The sequence below is a fragment of the Prevotella sp. HMSC077E09 genome, assembly GCF_001814685.1.
In the GTDB taxonomy this organism is placed as follows: domain Bacteria; phylum Bacteroidota; class Bacteroidia; order Bacteroidales; family Bacteroidaceae; genus Prevotella; species Prevotella oris.
Genome location: NZ_KV817530.1, coordinates 51,903 through 66,081, shown reverse-complemented (window position 1 = coordinate 66,081; position 14,179 = coordinate 51,903). Strand labels below are relative to the sequence as shown.

Below are 14,179 nucleotides of genomic sequence, written 5' to 3'. Positions count from 1 at the left end.
AAAATTATATAAAACATTTCAATATTCGTATCAAACAGAAAGAAAACTTGCTGTTTTTCTTGTTATTTATTGATTTTAACGGGCTGATTTTCTCACCTATTAATACTTGATGAAGCAATTCAGATTATCGGGTCAGAGCAAGTGAAGCGTGATACTTTTTCGGCAGTTTTGCAATGATGTTTTCATAGGATTGGATGATGAGTTGCTTGATCAAGCTGTCGTCAAGCCGTTCGACGAAGAGGTCGCTCCAATGTTCTTTATTCATATGATAAGCCGGACGGATGGCATCATAGCGTTCTCTCAGTTCACGAGCCACATCGGGTTGCATGTTAACGGCAATGTTCGGCTCGTCTGTTTCGAGCCGGATGAGCACGAACCATTTGTCATGTATGCGGATGGAAAGCACGGTTTCGATAAACAAATCCTCGGTAACTTCGGCGTGAAGTGACAGCGCAAATGTACGTATTTCTTCGATGTTCATAGGCTTATCGGTATTCTTCGGGCAGCGTGTTGCGCCATAATTTGAAGGGAAACCGCAGCATATGAGAGTTGTAGAAACGCTTGTCGCCCGTTACTTCCATACCGATGAAATCGGGTTTTTCGTAAGGTTCAGCCTCATTTTGCAGCTCCACTTCGGCCATAACGAGTCCATCGTTGTCGCCATGGAACTCATCTACTTCGAAAGTATGACTGCCACTTTTCACCAAATAGCGGTGTTTGTTGATGACACCACCCTTGCAAAGCGCCATGAGATGCTCTGCTTCATCGGGTGTTATCTCCTTTTCAAACTCATAACGTGACAGTCCATGGTTCGTAGAACGCCCCTTGATAGTAAGAAAAGCACGGTCATCGCGAAGCCGAATACGCACAGTTGCCCCTTCAGCGGGAATGTACCCCTGCTTGATATGCGTGCAGTTAAAGGCGGCATCTCTATAATTACCGCCCTTTTTCACAAGGAACTTGCGTTCTATTTCCAATCCGCTGCTCATTGCATGACTACCATAAAGACAAGGTATAAGACGGCAAGGATAATCAAACCGATAAAGATATAGTTGACAATACTCTTTCCTTCGGCTTCCTGTTTCTTTTGGTAGGCTTCATGCTTTGCCTTTCTCAATGCTTTGTTACTGCTCATAGTGTTGATCTTTTAGATTATTTATGATGTTTATTTCCTTATGCTTGATGTTCCTTTTCGGCATCAGTGGCGGCGAATTCCATGAGGTAAGCCTTGATGAAACCGTCGAGTTTACCGTCCATGACAGCATCAACATCGGAAGTTTGGAAGCCTGTTCGATGGTCTTTTACACGGCGGTCATCGAATACATAGCTTCGAATTTGGCTGCCCCATTCAATCTTTTTCTTCCCCGCTTCTATCTTTGCTTGCTCTGCCTGCCTTTTCTTTAATGCACGATCATAGAGTTGTGACTTCAAAAGAAGCATCGCCTTAGCGCGGTTCTTGGGTTGATCGCGTGTCTCAGTATTCTCAATAAGGATCTCTTCATGCTCTCCGGTATCGGGGTCTTCGTATTGATAACGCAGGCGAACTCCCGATTCCACCTTGTTCACATTCTGTCCTCCTGCACCGCTTGAACGGAATGTATCCCAGCTCACTTTGGCCGGATCAACATACACTTCGATAGTATCGTCAACCAAAGGTGTAACGAATACGCTTGCAAAACTGGTCATTCGCTTGCCTTGAGCATTGTAGGGTGATACCCTCACAAGACGATGAACTCCATTTTCACTCTTTAGATATCCGTAGGCATAATCGCCTCCTTCAATCGTCATCGTGACGCTTTTGATGCCGGCTTCATCGCCATCTTGAATGTCTGTTACTTTCACTGTATAGCCGTGAGACTCGCTCCAACGCTGATACATACGCATCAACATCTGTGCCCAGTCTTGGCTTTCAGTGCCTCCCGCGCCTGAATTGATCTTTAAAACTGCATCCATGGAGTCCTCTTCCTGGCGCAACATGTTCTTCAATTCCAAGTCTTCAACGGCTTTGATAGCCTTTGTATAGTCGGCATCTACTTCCTCTTCGGAGACCATTTCGTCTTTATAGAAATCGAAAGCCAGTTGCAGTTCGTCGGTCAACTGACGGCAGGCATCATAGCCCTTGAGCCATTTCTCAATGCCTTTCACCTTTCTCATCTGCGCTTCGGCACGTTTGGGGTCGTCCCAAAAGTCGGGTGCCTGTGTGCGCAACTGCTCTTCTTCAAATTCTATTTTCTTCTGGTCAATGCCGAGATATCTGTGCAATGCGTCGGTACGCTCCGTGATATCTTTCAACTGGTCTGCTGTAATCATATTATTCTTCGTACATTTTATCGATATATTCACGGTAGTTTTTATAGATTACAGGACGTTTCATTTTCAGCGTATTCGTTAGTTCTCCGCTCTCCATTGAGAAGTGATGGGGCAGCAATGTGAAGCACTTTATCTGCTCATAGACTGCAAGTTGCTGTTGCAAAGTCTCAATACGTTCCTTCATCATAGCATAGATTTCCTTGCTGTTGCATAGGTCTTCACGGCTTGAGAACGGCACATCATGCTTACGTGCCCAGTCTTCAAGCAGTCGGAATTCAGGCACAATGAGTGCTGAAACGTATTTTCTCTGATCGGCAATAACTGCAGCTTGATCGATGAATTTATCCACTAAGAGCAGAGATTCCACCATCTGCGGGGCCACATACTTACCATTTGACGTCTTAAAAAGGTCTTTGATACGCTCTTTTAAGAACAGTTCGCCGTCCTTAAGATAGCCTGCATCACCTGTGTGGAAGAAGCCGTCAGCATCAAAAGCCTCTGCATTCGCCTGGTCACGATGGTAATATCCCGGCGTAATCGTTGGGCCTTTGAGCAATACTTCATCGTTTTCTCCAATCTTTATCTGAATGCCTTCAATCGGTCTTCCCACAGAACCTATGGTGTAAGGCTCACCTAAATGGTCGCATGAAACCGTGGCCATGCTCTCTGTAAGGCCATAACCTACAATCATGTTTATGCCAATGGAATGGACGAATTCTTCCACTTCGGGTGACACATAGGCACCTGCGGTCGGGAAGATATGTGGATTTTCGAGTCCAATCTGTTTGCGAACAAGACTCAACACTGTTTTGTTGATGAGCTTATATTCAAGTTCAACGTGCAGCGGTACACGCTTTCCACGACTCAAGTATTCGATGTTTCGCTTCCTTCCAACGGCTAATGCGTGTTTGAAAAGCTTGTGTTGAACGGGATTAGCCTCGTCCATTTTCGACTTTACTGCAATATAAACCTTCTCCCAGAAGCGCGGAACAGCACTCATACTCGTTGGATGTGTCTCGCGCATGCTTTGTTGAATCTCCTTCGGATAGGTGTTGATAATCATCTGTGCGCCTTCAGTCAGGGCTAAATATGCCCATCCACGCTCAAAAACATGCGTGAAAGGAAGGAAGTTTATGATGCGGTCTTTCTCGCCAAGAGGCACACATCTGTCGTTGGCATCCATGGCTGAACGGTATTGGCCGTAGGTAAGGATGACGCCTTTACTGTCACCAGTCGTTCCACTGGTATAGAGAATGTTGCAGATATCGTTATCGTTGGCCTGTTCCCATAACTTTTCAACCTCACTCTGTCGGGGCAGTTTCTCTCCCAAAGCAATGAAATCTTCGAAATAAAGTGCATTGGGATCGTGTGAACTTATGCGCACACTGGGGTCGAAAATGATGATACGTTCGAGCGAAGGACATAGGGGAAAGATGCGATGAGCCTTGTTGTACTGGTCTTGTTCGCCTACAAACAGGAAGCGAACCTGGGCATCATTGACCATATATTGTATCTGCTGTTCACTCGTCGTGGCATAGAAAGGAATTGAAACTACGCGTACTCCGTATGCACCAAAGTCTGTATAGAGGTATTGAATGCAGTTCTGCGAGAAGACAGCTATGTTCTCTTGCGGTTTGGCACCAAGGTTCAAGAGTGCGTTGCTGACCTGCTTTACACGCAAGGAAAACTGATTCCATGAAATCGTCTTCCACTCAAGACTGCCGAACTTGCGAAAGGTGAGCACGTCACGCTCGCCATATTTCTCGGCTTGCTTATGAATTAATACCGAAAGATGACATTTTGTTTGCATAGCTTTTTCTTTATAGATAGTTGCAAAGATAGTAGAAATGGGCGAAACTGCAAAGGAAAACAAGAACTGATTTTCTGTTTGAATTCATTTTCAGACAATTCACTTCTGCTTGTTTTCTTCTCTTTTTTACAGAACATCATAGTTGTCTTATATCCTCTCCCAACAATACTTCCGCTGCTGATTACAGGTAAAGGCGTATATGTCTGGAAGGAAAGTTGAGTGGTGGTTCATGTTTATTGGGGCATGAAGTCTTGGTTAAAGTTGATGTCTTTAGCTCAAGTAGAGAGCAACTAAAGGCTATAAAGGAATATGTTTGAAAGGGCCATGATAGCCTCTTGCCCGTAATTCTTGCTCCAGACGAACACGTTCTAATCTGGCATTATGTTTGATAGTAAAGATCGCTGAGCCTCCATTTGCCAGTTTTATAAAGAAACTATAGGCTCCCCAGGAACGCCACATCACCCGATATTTGATTTCAACGATGTCGGCAATGGGTATGACTTTATGACTGGAGTGGCTGTGGGGACATAGATAACCGGGTTCAGTATGGAACTCTTTAGGATAAGAATTGCCCCTGAGAAATGTTCTTAACAACAATACAAATATAATGTATATGATGACGAAAATGCCCAACAGAAAAAGAATTGATTGCATGCGAAACATGATTTTTTATCTTTATAGGTGGTGAGTGATATTATGTTTGTTTATCTTTTGCAGTTCTAACATTCAAGAGTTTCGCTGCATGGACTCAAAAGGGCCCTCATATCCAATTTCTCTTAGCTCTTTTTGAAGTCGTAATCGCTCTGAAAATGCGTGATAACGGAAAATAAAATGAACTACTCCTCCATTCGAAGTCGTGACAAAAAACCTATAAGAACCGCCTGTACGTGGGAGCAACTCAAACTTAATGTCAGTGATATCGGCAATCAGAATCGGTGGAATCTTCAGGATAGAATGTGGACAAAGATAGCCGTGTGTAATGTGGAACTCTCCGTATTTACGGCTCAGTAGACGCCGATAGATGATGAATGAACTGATGCCCACAATGATACTACAGACCAAAATCTCTTTGGTGTAATCGAATAGAATTGTGTATGGATGCATTTCTTTTGTCTCAAATATAAATTAACTGTCGCCTACTACATATATTCAATAGGTCCATCATATCCCTGTACTCGTAATTCTCGCTCCAAACGGTCGCGTTGTGAACTGAAATTATGACTGATAGTGAAGGTTGTTTTCCCTCCATTTGCCATCTTGATAAAGAATATATAGGAGTTCCAAGAACGTATAGAGCTAGTGTACTTGATTTCAACAATGTCGCCAATTGGTATGGGTGGATGACCAAAGAATGTGTGGGGACAAAGAAATCCAGGCTCAGTATGGAACTCATCTTTCCATGTCTTCATCAGATAAACAATTCTCCAGACGAGAATAGTAACAATGAAGGCAAATAAAAGTATGACTATTGACACAAGAAACACTAAGTAATAATCCATGAGCCTATACGTGTTGTGTAAACAAAGTTGTTGAAGTTACGATTTGTTTGCTTTATTTCCTGCGGATATTCCATACCGGAGTTTCTCCTCCACCGACAAGAACATCGATGTTTGCACCATGCTTTTTCTCAATAACATCCCATGCCCGAAGCTGTATGAACTGTGCGGGAGAGAGATTAAGCTCGGTCATATAGGCTTTGTCGGCAACGGCTTTGTTGCGTTCGGCCTTAGCTCTTGCCAGCTCCATCTCGGCCCGTTTCTCCTGAGTTTGCTTGGCCTGAATGCTTGCAGCGGTCTTGTTCATCTCCTCTAACTGCTCTTTATTGGGCATCACTCGGTCGGTAATGACCTGCTGGATGTCTATGGGGAAGTTGGCTTTTCGCGAAAGTGAAGTCACATACTGACGCATAGACTGCTTGATTTTGTTGTCGAAAGCAGACAGAACCTCGCGATTACTCATCAGATCGAAAGGCGAACAAGACGACACATACTCACGAACTTTGTTGCGGAAGTAAGGTTCTATGAAGTTCTCGAACCATTCTTCACCGTAGTTTCTCAGCAGAGAAGGCGTCTGTCCTTTCCTTACCTGGATTATCATATACATGTTGACATCAAGCGGAGTGTTATCATTTGAGAGCAGATCATCAAACTGAAACTGCTTCTTCTGGGGCAGAATATTGAAGTAAACAGCCGTAGTGGTGGGAGCAATCAGCGTGATAGAGTTCACAGGTTCATCGTCTACACGCGTGTTGCCAAAGAAAATGGGCTTCATTTTCAATGCAGCTTCCTCATCATAAGAGGGGTTTACAAACTTGAAGAAGATTAAGCATGCGGCACAGACAGCAATGACTGCAGCCACGATGAACCACAGTTTCTGACCGAAGTTGACGTTGAGTAAGTTGTTTTCTGTAGCGTTCAATTTGCGCTGATTGTAGTTGTTGGTGGGCATATTCATGTCAATTTGTTTAATATTCTTATGGTTTTTATCTTTATTTATGCTGCTTTTTCATCTGCATCTTATCTGCAAATATAGAGTTTTTCATGTGAATATGCAAGATTTTTCTTTTTTCTTTATGTTTTCCCTTCCCTCTTTTTGCAAGGTAAGAACAGGGGAAGCGCAAAATAGGTTAATTCTTTTCAAAGATATTTACAATTGCTTTTCCATAGCTTGCGAATTCAGAAAAAGATTTATTGTGGTTCAGAATACGCGAGTTTTGAGGGTGTTTTGCAAGGTGTTGAGCATCAATATGTTAGCTTTCTTGATTGAAATGAATGCGCTTTTTGATGTCAAAACATGTTGTCATTTGCATCAAATTACAATGTCATCTGCGTCAAAAGACGTAGTAATTCCATTCACTTTACGCAGTGAACTAAGGCAGTTTGCATCGTAATGTGGCTGAAATGGCATGAGAAGAGGGTGAAAACGGGGGTGTCAAAGCAATAAAATGGCTTTGCATGAGTATGGAAGACGCGTTTTCATTTCTATTTGGTGGACTCCTGAAATGTTAAAAACTGATGGTTTTTATTTACAGAGAAGCAGGCTTTTCATAGGCCTATGGTTTCGGCTTGAAGTGTGAATAGGAGACTGTTCTTGGCGGTTTAGCGATCTATTCTGCCCCCTTGGGCGCTCATGTTGGCAATGATTTCAGCCTCACTTGCAAGGTTCTGGTCGCCGATAATGGTGTTTTTCAAGGCCGAAGCTGACAGGGCAAAGTCGAGACAATGCTGGTCGTCGTCGGGCCATTTCATGCGGGCATGGATGAAACCGGCCACGAATGCGTCGCCACATCCCATGGGGTCAACTACCGGGTTGATGTCATAGATGCGGGTTGTATAGAGTTTTCCTTCGGCAAAGAGCACTCCGGTAAGGGTGTGATGCGTTGAAGCTATCTGGTTGCGGAGGGCTATCAGCATGCGTTTGCAATGCGGGAACTGGCGTTGCAACTGATGAAAATAGTCGAGATAAGCTGCTTTATCAATCTGATAAGAGGCGTCTTCAGCTTCGAAAGGAATATGTTTCAGTCCGCTTCCTACCTCCCATTCGTTCTGATCTCCAAAGATAAATAAACTGTATTCCATGAGTCTGTGCAACGTCTTCGGTGCATCTGCCCCGGGATATCGCCACAGATTCTTGCGGTAGTTGATGTCGCAAGTGATTTCAACTCCCATGCTCTTGGCCAATTCCAAGGCATCGAAAGTGGTGTTGAGTGCGTCTTGACTCATCGCACATGTAATGCCCGAACAATGAAACAAAACGGCATCTTGAAAGATAGGTTCCCATTGGATGTCGCCATGTTTGAGCGTATAGAAAGAACTGTTTTCGCGATCATACACCACCATTGAATTGCGCATGGCCGCTGCCGACTCGAAGAAATAGCTGCCAAGTCGGTCACCTCCCAACACAACATGCTTCACATCAAGTCCGAACTCACGGAGATGCATCAGCGAAGCATGCCCTATGGCGTTGTCGGGAACGCGGGTAACATACTCCACTTGGTCGCCCATGACCGCTAAAGAAACGGCAACATTCGCCTCTGAACCGCCGAAATCGCCATTGAAAACATGTCCCTGGGGTAGTCGGAAGTGGTTTTCTTTCGACAGACGAAAAAGGATTTCTCCGAAAGTTACTATCTTCTTGTTCATTAGATTGCTGTATTTTACATGTACATTACGGTCTGGGAACAGCCTGTTCTGCAGGATGAAAGGAAAGGTCCCCTCCTCAAACAGGAGAGGACTTTACGCATATGGTTACGTTATAAAGGTTCTGTTTACTTCACTTTCTCAACGAGTTCTTTCGTATCTCGGGCGATAACGATTTCCTCATCCGTGGGAACGACAACGACTTTCACCTTACTTTCGGGTGTAGAGATAATGGCCTCTTCGCCTCGAATGGTGGCATTCTTGGCCACATCAATCTTGATTCCAAGGAATTCAAGACCTTCACAAGCCTTTTCTCTCGTGCCGGTTTGGTTCTCACCAACGCCTGCTGTGAAGACAATAGCATCCACTCCACCGAGTGCAGCAGCATAAGCACCGATGTATTTCTTTATGCGATAGTCATACATTTTCAGTGCCAATTGTGCGCGTTCGTTGCCTTCTGAGGCTGCATTCTCAATGTCGCGCATATCGCTTGAGATGCCCGTGATGCCGACAACACCGCTCTTTTTGTTGAGATAGTCAGCCATTTCCTGTGGCTTCTTGCCGAGTTTCTCCATCAGATAAGTAACTGCCGAGGGGTCAATATCACCGCAGCGAGTACCCATCATGAGGCCTGCAAGCGGAGTAAGTCCCATGGAAGTGTCGATGACTTTGCCGTTCAATACGGCTGCAACACTGGCACCATTGCCGATATGACAGGTGATAATCTTCGAGTTGTTGACATCAAGACCGAGGATTTCACACACGCGTTTGGAGACATAACGATGACTTGTGCCGTGGAAACCATAGCGACGCACATGGTATTTCTCATAGAGTTCGTAGGGAACGGCATAGAGATAAGCATAGTCGGGCATAGTGCTGTGGAATGCATTGTCAAAGACACAAACCTGCGGGGTGGTAGGCATGAGGGCATCAACTGCACGGATGCCCTTCAGATGTCCTGCGTTATGAACAGGTGCAAGGTCGCAAAGTTCTTCGATACCTTCCTCTACTTGCTTTGTAAGGATAACGCTTTTGTTAAACTTGTCGCCGCCCTGCACGATGCGATGTCCTACGGCATCAATCTCGTCGAGGCTCTTGATAGCACCGAATTCGGGGTCAAGCAGGCACTGGAATACCAAAGCAACGCCCTCCTTATGCGTGGGGAGGTCGGCCATGATCTGTTTCTTCTCACCATTTGGTAACTTCACTTTGATGAACGCATTGTCTATTCCTATACGCTCAACACCGCCTTGTGCCAATACAGACTCATCGTCCATATTGTAGAGTTTATACTTAATGGAACTGCTTCCGCAGTTTAATACTAATACTTTCATGATAATATTGTTGAATGATTAATGTTGAAATCCTCACTTCTCATTGCTCATTAGCTTTAGCTTCCTGTGCTTGACAGGCGGTGATAGCTACCATATAGTAGATGTCATCGACAGAACAACCGCGGCTAAGATCGTTGACAGGACGGGCAATTCCTTGGAGGATAGGGCCTATAGCGATAGCATCTCCGAGACGTTGAACAAGCTTATAACCGATGTTTCCTACTTCGAGGTTGGGCACAACGAGTACGTTTGCATGGCCTGCAATCTTACTGTCGGGTGCTTTCTTTGCCGCAACAGCTGGAACAAGGGCTGCATCGGCCTGGAGTTCTCCGTCAATCTGCAGTTCGGGAGCAAGCTCATGGGCCAATTTCGTGGCTTCAACTACCTTGTCAACTACTTCATGAGAGGCACTGCCTTTGGTCGAGAAACTCAGCATGGCTACGCGTGGTTCAGCAAAACCTGCTACGCTTTTGGCAGTCTCTGCAGTACAAACGGCAATCTGAGCTAACTGGCCTGCATCGGGAACGGGAGTCACTGCAACGTCTCCAATGACTACAACGCCATTCTCACCATATTCTTTTTGTTTCGTAATGAGCAACAGTCCGCCACTCACGCAGGTAATACCGGGAGCGCATTTAATAATCTGAAGCGCAGGACGGAGCGTGTCTCCGGTAGTGCTCAAGGCTCCACTGATCTGTCCATCTGCCCCTTCTGTCTTGATAATCATACAGCCCAAGTAGAGGTTGTTCTTGGTAACTAACTCGCGAGCTTGCTCTATTGTCATGCCTTTCTTCTTACGAAGTTCGGCGAGTCTTTCGGCATATTCCTCGCTCTTCGGATTGTTCTGAGGGTCGATAATCGTAGCCTTGTCGATGTTCTTAAGGTTCCACTGTGTGGCCAGTTCCTTGATATGGGTAGGATTACCAATCAAGATGAGGTCAGCAATATCGTCAGACAATACTTTGTCAGCAGCCTTCAGAGTGCGCTCCTCCTCTGCTTCCGGGAGCACGATACGCTGCTTATGCGCCTTCGCACGTACAATAATTTGCTGTAATAAATCCATAGTTTACTGTATTTTCAATAGGTGTTTTGAGTTATTTCAATTCATTAAATTGTCATTTCTACTTTGCAAAAATAGCAAAAATTATTGAAATAATGCGGGTTAGTAGGCTAAAAAACGCTAAAAGATCAGTCTATTTCGCTCGTAAGTATGCTTTCGAGTTCTTCTGCCGAGAGTCGAAGGTGGAACTGACCCCTAATGGCAACGCTGATACGTCCGGTCTCTTCGCTCACTACAATGGCTACAGCATCGCTGTCTTGGCTGATACCCATGGCCGCACGATGACGCAAACCGAGTTCCTTGGGGATATCCAGATTGTGGCTTACTGGCAGGATACAGCCCGCAGCCTTAATGCGTTTGCGGGATATTATCATTGCTCCGTCGTGCAAAGGAGAGTTTTTGAAGAAGATGTTTTCAATGAGACGCTGGTTGATATTGGCATCAATGGTGTCTCCGGTTTCCACGATATCATCGAGTGGGGCACTGCGTTCGATGACGATCAATGCACCGACTTTTGCCTTCGCCATACTCATACAGGCCAATACAATGGGCATAATCATCTGGCGAGTAGCCTCGCGGTTCTTCTCATCCCGACGCTGGCCAAAGAATCTGCTGAACTGTTTGATGCGCTGATGTGCACCAAGAGAATAGAGAAAACGACGGATTTCTTCCTGAAAAAGCACAATCAAGGCTATGGCTCCCACGCCAACCAACTTGTCAAGAATAGAGCCTAAGAGTCGCATTTCAAGTACCTGGCTCACGAAAAGCCATACAAGAACAAATACCATCACACCGATAAAGATGTTGAGCGAGCGGCTCTCTTTCATTAAACGATAGAGATAATAGAGGATAAGAGCAACCAGAAAGATGTCGATTACATCTTTTATTCCGAAGTCAAAAGGCATCATATGAATGTTGAATGAGAAGTGTTGAATGTGGAATTATATTTTATATGGAGCATCGGTTAAGGCTTTTCAGCAACCGAGCCCGATTGAATGGCCGAGACAATCTGCACGGCTTCCACTGCTTCGCGCACATCATGAACGCGCAGAATGCCTGCACCTTTGAGCAAAGCAGCAGTGTTCAGCACGGTCGTTCCGTTCAAGGCTGTCGACGGATTGCCTCCCACGAGCTTGTAGATCATGGTCTTTCGTGAGACACCTACTAACAAGGGAAGATGCAAAGCGGCTAATTGTTCCATGCCATTGTATATCTCATAGTTCTGTTCAAGCGTCTTTCCAAAGCCGAAACCAGGGTCAAGGATGATGTCTTTTGCACCGCGGTCGCGCAGTTGTTGCACCTCATCTGCAAAGGCAATCATCATGTCGTGAAGATTGGATTTCACTGACATCAGTATGTAAGGCACCTTCAGTTCTCCCACCACATCAAACATATTCTCGGCTTCATGGATAGGCGTGTTGACGATACCAGTAATACCTCCCTCGCTCACATCATTGATGATATCGGCTCCCCAGTCTTCAATACAACGGCGGGCCACGGCAGGTCGGTAGGTGTCGACAGAGACAATGGCATCGGGTTGCACGCTTCTCACTGTTTTCAATGCAGCTTTCAACCGTGTCATTTCCTCTTCTTCACTCACTTCCTGGGCACCGGGACGCGTTGAGAAAGCACCAACATCAATCATCGTTCCGCCCTCACTGATAATCTGATTGGCCCGTTCTGCAATCTCATGTTCGGTTTGTTTGCGGCTGCCTGCATAGAAACTGTCGGGCGTACAGTTGAGGATTCCCATGACTTTCGGGCTGCCGAGGTCTATCAGTCTGCCTCTTACATTGATGGTATAATCTATCGGTTTCATACTCTGCAAAGTTATTATATTTTGCTTGATAATGCAAATTAAATCACGGTCTAACCGCAAAACGTTAACATTATATATTAGGTCATAACAGAAAAAAATGTAACTTTGCAACACAACATTCATCAATTCTATGGATATAAAACAACTTTATGACCTCTACCAGCAGCATCCCTGCATCACTACTGATAGTCGAAACTGTCCCAAAGACAGTATTTTTCTGGCACTGAAAGGTGCTTCGTTTGATGGTAACAAGTTTGCCAAGACTGCGTTAGATAAGGGTTGCGCCTACGCCGTTATTGACGAACCTGCATTTGCCGAGGCTGACAATGACCGTTTGATACTTGTAGACGACTGCTTGACAACATTCAAGAAACTCGCCCGAGAGCATCGCCGTCGGTTCAATATCCCTGTCATTGGCATCACGGGAACCAATGGAAAGACCACCACCAAGGAGCTTGTTTCGGCTGTTCTTGCCGAGCGTTACAATGTGATGCATACCGAGGGAAACTTCAACAACGATGTGGGTGTGCCCAAAACGCTGTTCCGGCTCAATGCAACGCATGAGATAGCAGTGGTCGAAATGGGTGCAAGTCATCCCGGAGATATAGAGAAACTCGTCACCTATGCAGAGCCGACGTGTGGCCTGATAACGAATGTTGGCCGTGCACATCTGCTGGGTTTCGGCAGTTTTGAAGGCGTAAAGCAAACCAAAGGCGAACTCTACGATTATCTGAAAGCCCATGATTGCCTGCTGTTCCTCAACGAAAGCAATGCTGACCTTGTGGAAATGGCGCGCCAGCGCGAGATGAATCGCATTGTAACCTATGGTCAGAGTGATGATGCCAACGTGCGGGGTGAGGTCGTAGACTGTGCTCCTTTCCTTCGTTTTTCATGGACCGACCTCTCTGCAACAGAGTCGAAAGCGCGCACGTATGAGGTGGAAACCCACTTGATTGGAGCCTACAACATCGACAATATGCTTGCAGCCATTACCATAGGTCTGCATTTTGGCGTGACACCCGAACAGATAAACCATGCGCTCGAAAGCTATGTGCCGGCCAATAACCGCAGTCAATTGGAGGTGACGGCCAAGAACAAGTTGATTGTCGACGCCTATAATGCAAACCCATCGAGCATGGCTGCCGCCATTGAAAACTTCAAGTTGATGAATGTGGAGCATAAAATGGCCATTCTTGGAGACATGCGTGAATTAGGCGAAGTGTCTGAGTTGGAGCATCAGAAATTAGTGGATAAGCTTCAAGCCGACGGTTTTCAAGAGGTGTGGCTTGTCGGAGAAGAGTTTGGAAAGACCCATACCAACTTCCGAAAGTTCAGGAATGTGGATGAAGTTAAGGCTGAAATCGCTGCCCATTGCCCCGAAAACTGCTATATATTAATAAAAGGTAGTAACGGCATCAAGCTGTATGAATTGCCCGAACTGCTTTAAGTTAATTCATAATGCACAATTCATAATGCATAATTTTTAATGTTGAATGTGCAGTGTTGAGTTGTATTTAATTCATAATATACAATGTATGATGCTTAATTTTTAATTTTTAATGTGCAGTGTTGAGTTGTATTTAATTCATAATTCACAATGCATAATTCATAATTACGAAGTAAGTTATAACTAATTTCCTTGCAAGTTCGGGCTCCCCTCTTTGGGAGGGGTTGGGGGAGGTTCCTCAAGTTATCTCTCCCTTCCTT

At 45.1% G+C, this 14,179-nt stretch carries 14 protein-coding genes; 2 read left to right on the top strand and 12 right to left on the bottom strand.

From position 1 onward, the window contains the following. Positions 1 to 124 precede the first annotated feature (124 nt). From HMPREF2983_RS04495 to HMPREF2983_RS04480, 5 genes are read right to left on the bottom strand one after another with little or no spacing between them, the layout of a single operon-like run. On the bottom strand, positions 125 to 481 hold the full coding sequence (locus HMPREF2983_RS04495; RefSeq protein WP_070667096.1) for an MmcQ/YjbR family DNA-binding protein: 357 nt from the start codon (positions 479 to 481) through the stop codon (positions 125 to 127). Positions 482 to 485: 4 nt separating this feature from the next. Continuing rightward, on the bottom strand, positions 486 to 989 hold the full coding sequence (locus HMPREF2983_RS04490; protein ID WP_070667095.1) for a CYTH domain-containing protein: 504 nt from the start codon (positions 987 to 989) through the stop codon (positions 486 to 488). Beyond that, the gene (locus HMPREF2983_RS13965; protein ID WP_004373698.1) at positions 986 to 1,135 is read right to left on the bottom strand and encodes a hypothetical protein; all 150 of its coding nucleotides are present in this window, start codon (positions 1,133 to 1,135) and stop codon (positions 986 to 988) included. Before HMPREF2983_RS13965 ends, HMPREF2983_RS04490 begins: the two co-directional genes overlap by 4 nt. Before the next feature lie 38 nt (positions 1,136 to 1,173). After that, entirely contained in the window at positions 1,174 to 2,310 is a 1,137-nt protein-coding gene (gene prfB / locus HMPREF2983_RS04485) for a peptide chain release factor 2 (RefSeq protein WP_070667093.1), read from the bottom strand. 1 nt (position 2,311) lies between these two features. After that, complete coding sequence (locus HMPREF2983_RS04480) at positions 2,312 to 4,120, bottom strand: AMP-dependent synthetase/ligase (protein WP_070667091.1); 1,809 nt, start codon at positions 4,118 to 4,120, stop codon at positions 2,312 to 2,314. Positions 4,121 to 4,951: 831 nt separating this feature from the next. Here HMPREF2983_RS04480 and HMPREF2983_RS13960 point away from each other — a divergent pair. Then, complete coding sequence (locus tag HMPREF2983_RS13960; RefSeq protein WP_145962300.1) at positions 4,952 to 5,131, top strand: hypothetical protein; 180 nt, start codon at positions 4,952 to 4,954, stop codon at positions 5,129 to 5,131. Between the two features lie 128 nt (positions 5,132 to 5,259). Here the strand turns inward: HMPREF2983_RS13960 and HMPREF2983_RS04470 are convergent, their stop codons facing one another. From HMPREF2983_RS04470 to folP, 7 genes are all read right to left on the bottom strand, one after another. After that, positions 5,260 to 5,619 (bottom strand): hypothetical protein, encoded by a 360-nt coding sequence (locus HMPREF2983_RS04470; RefSeq protein ID WP_004373710.1) that lies wholly within the window; start codon positions 5,617 to 5,619, stop codon positions 5,260 to 5,262. Between the two features lie 52 nt (positions 5,620 to 5,671). Then, positions 5,672 to 6,574, bottom strand: coding sequence for an SPFH domain-containing protein (locus HMPREF2983_RS04465; protein WP_070667089.1), 903 nt, complete (start codon positions 6,572 to 6,574; stop codon positions 5,672 to 5,674). 644 nt (positions 6,575 to 7,218) lie between these two features. Further along, positions 7,219 to 8,262 (bottom strand): sugar kinase, encoded by a 1,044-nt coding sequence (locus tag HMPREF2983_RS04455; protein ID WP_070667087.1) that lies wholly within the window; start codon positions 8,260 to 8,262, stop codon positions 7,219 to 7,221. A 125-nt stretch (positions 8,263 to 8,387) separates the two neighbouring features. Continuing rightward, a complete protein-coding gene (locus HMPREF2983_RS04450; protein WP_070667085.1) occupies positions 8,388 to 9,593 on the bottom strand; it encodes an acetate kinase in 1,206 nt (401 codons plus the stop codon). Positions 9,594 to 9,633: 40 nt separating this feature from the next. After that, complete coding sequence (gene pta, locus HMPREF2983_RS04445) at positions 9,634 to 10,656, bottom strand: phosphate acetyltransferase (protein ID WP_070667083.1); 1,023 nt, start codon at positions 10,654 to 10,656, stop codon at positions 9,634 to 9,636. Positions 10,657 to 10,781: 125 nt separating this feature from the next. Next, entirely contained in the window at positions 10,782 to 11,558 is a 777-nt protein-coding gene (gene cdaA / locus HMPREF2983_RS04440; protein WP_004378026.1) for a diadenylate cyclase CdaA, read from the bottom strand. A gap of 59 nt (positions 11,559 to 11,617) precedes the next feature. Beyond that, the gene (gene folP / locus HMPREF2983_RS04435; protein WP_070667081.1) at positions 11,618 to 12,472 is read right to left on the bottom strand and encodes a dihydropteroate synthase; all 855 of its coding nucleotides are present in this window, start codon (positions 12,470 to 12,472) and stop codon (positions 11,618 to 11,620) included. A 130-nt stretch (positions 12,473 to 12,602) separates the two neighbouring features. Between folP and murF the strand changes: the two genes are divergently transcribed. Beyond that, the gene (gene murF / locus HMPREF2983_RS04430) at positions 12,603 to 13,919 is read left to right on the top strand and encodes a UDP-N-acetylmuramoyl-tripeptide--D-alanyl-D-alanine ligase (protein WP_070667079.1); all 1,317 of its coding nucleotides are present in this window, start codon (positions 12,603 to 12,605) and stop codon (positions 13,917 to 13,919) included. Positions 13,920 to 14,179 lie beyond the last annotated feature (260 nt).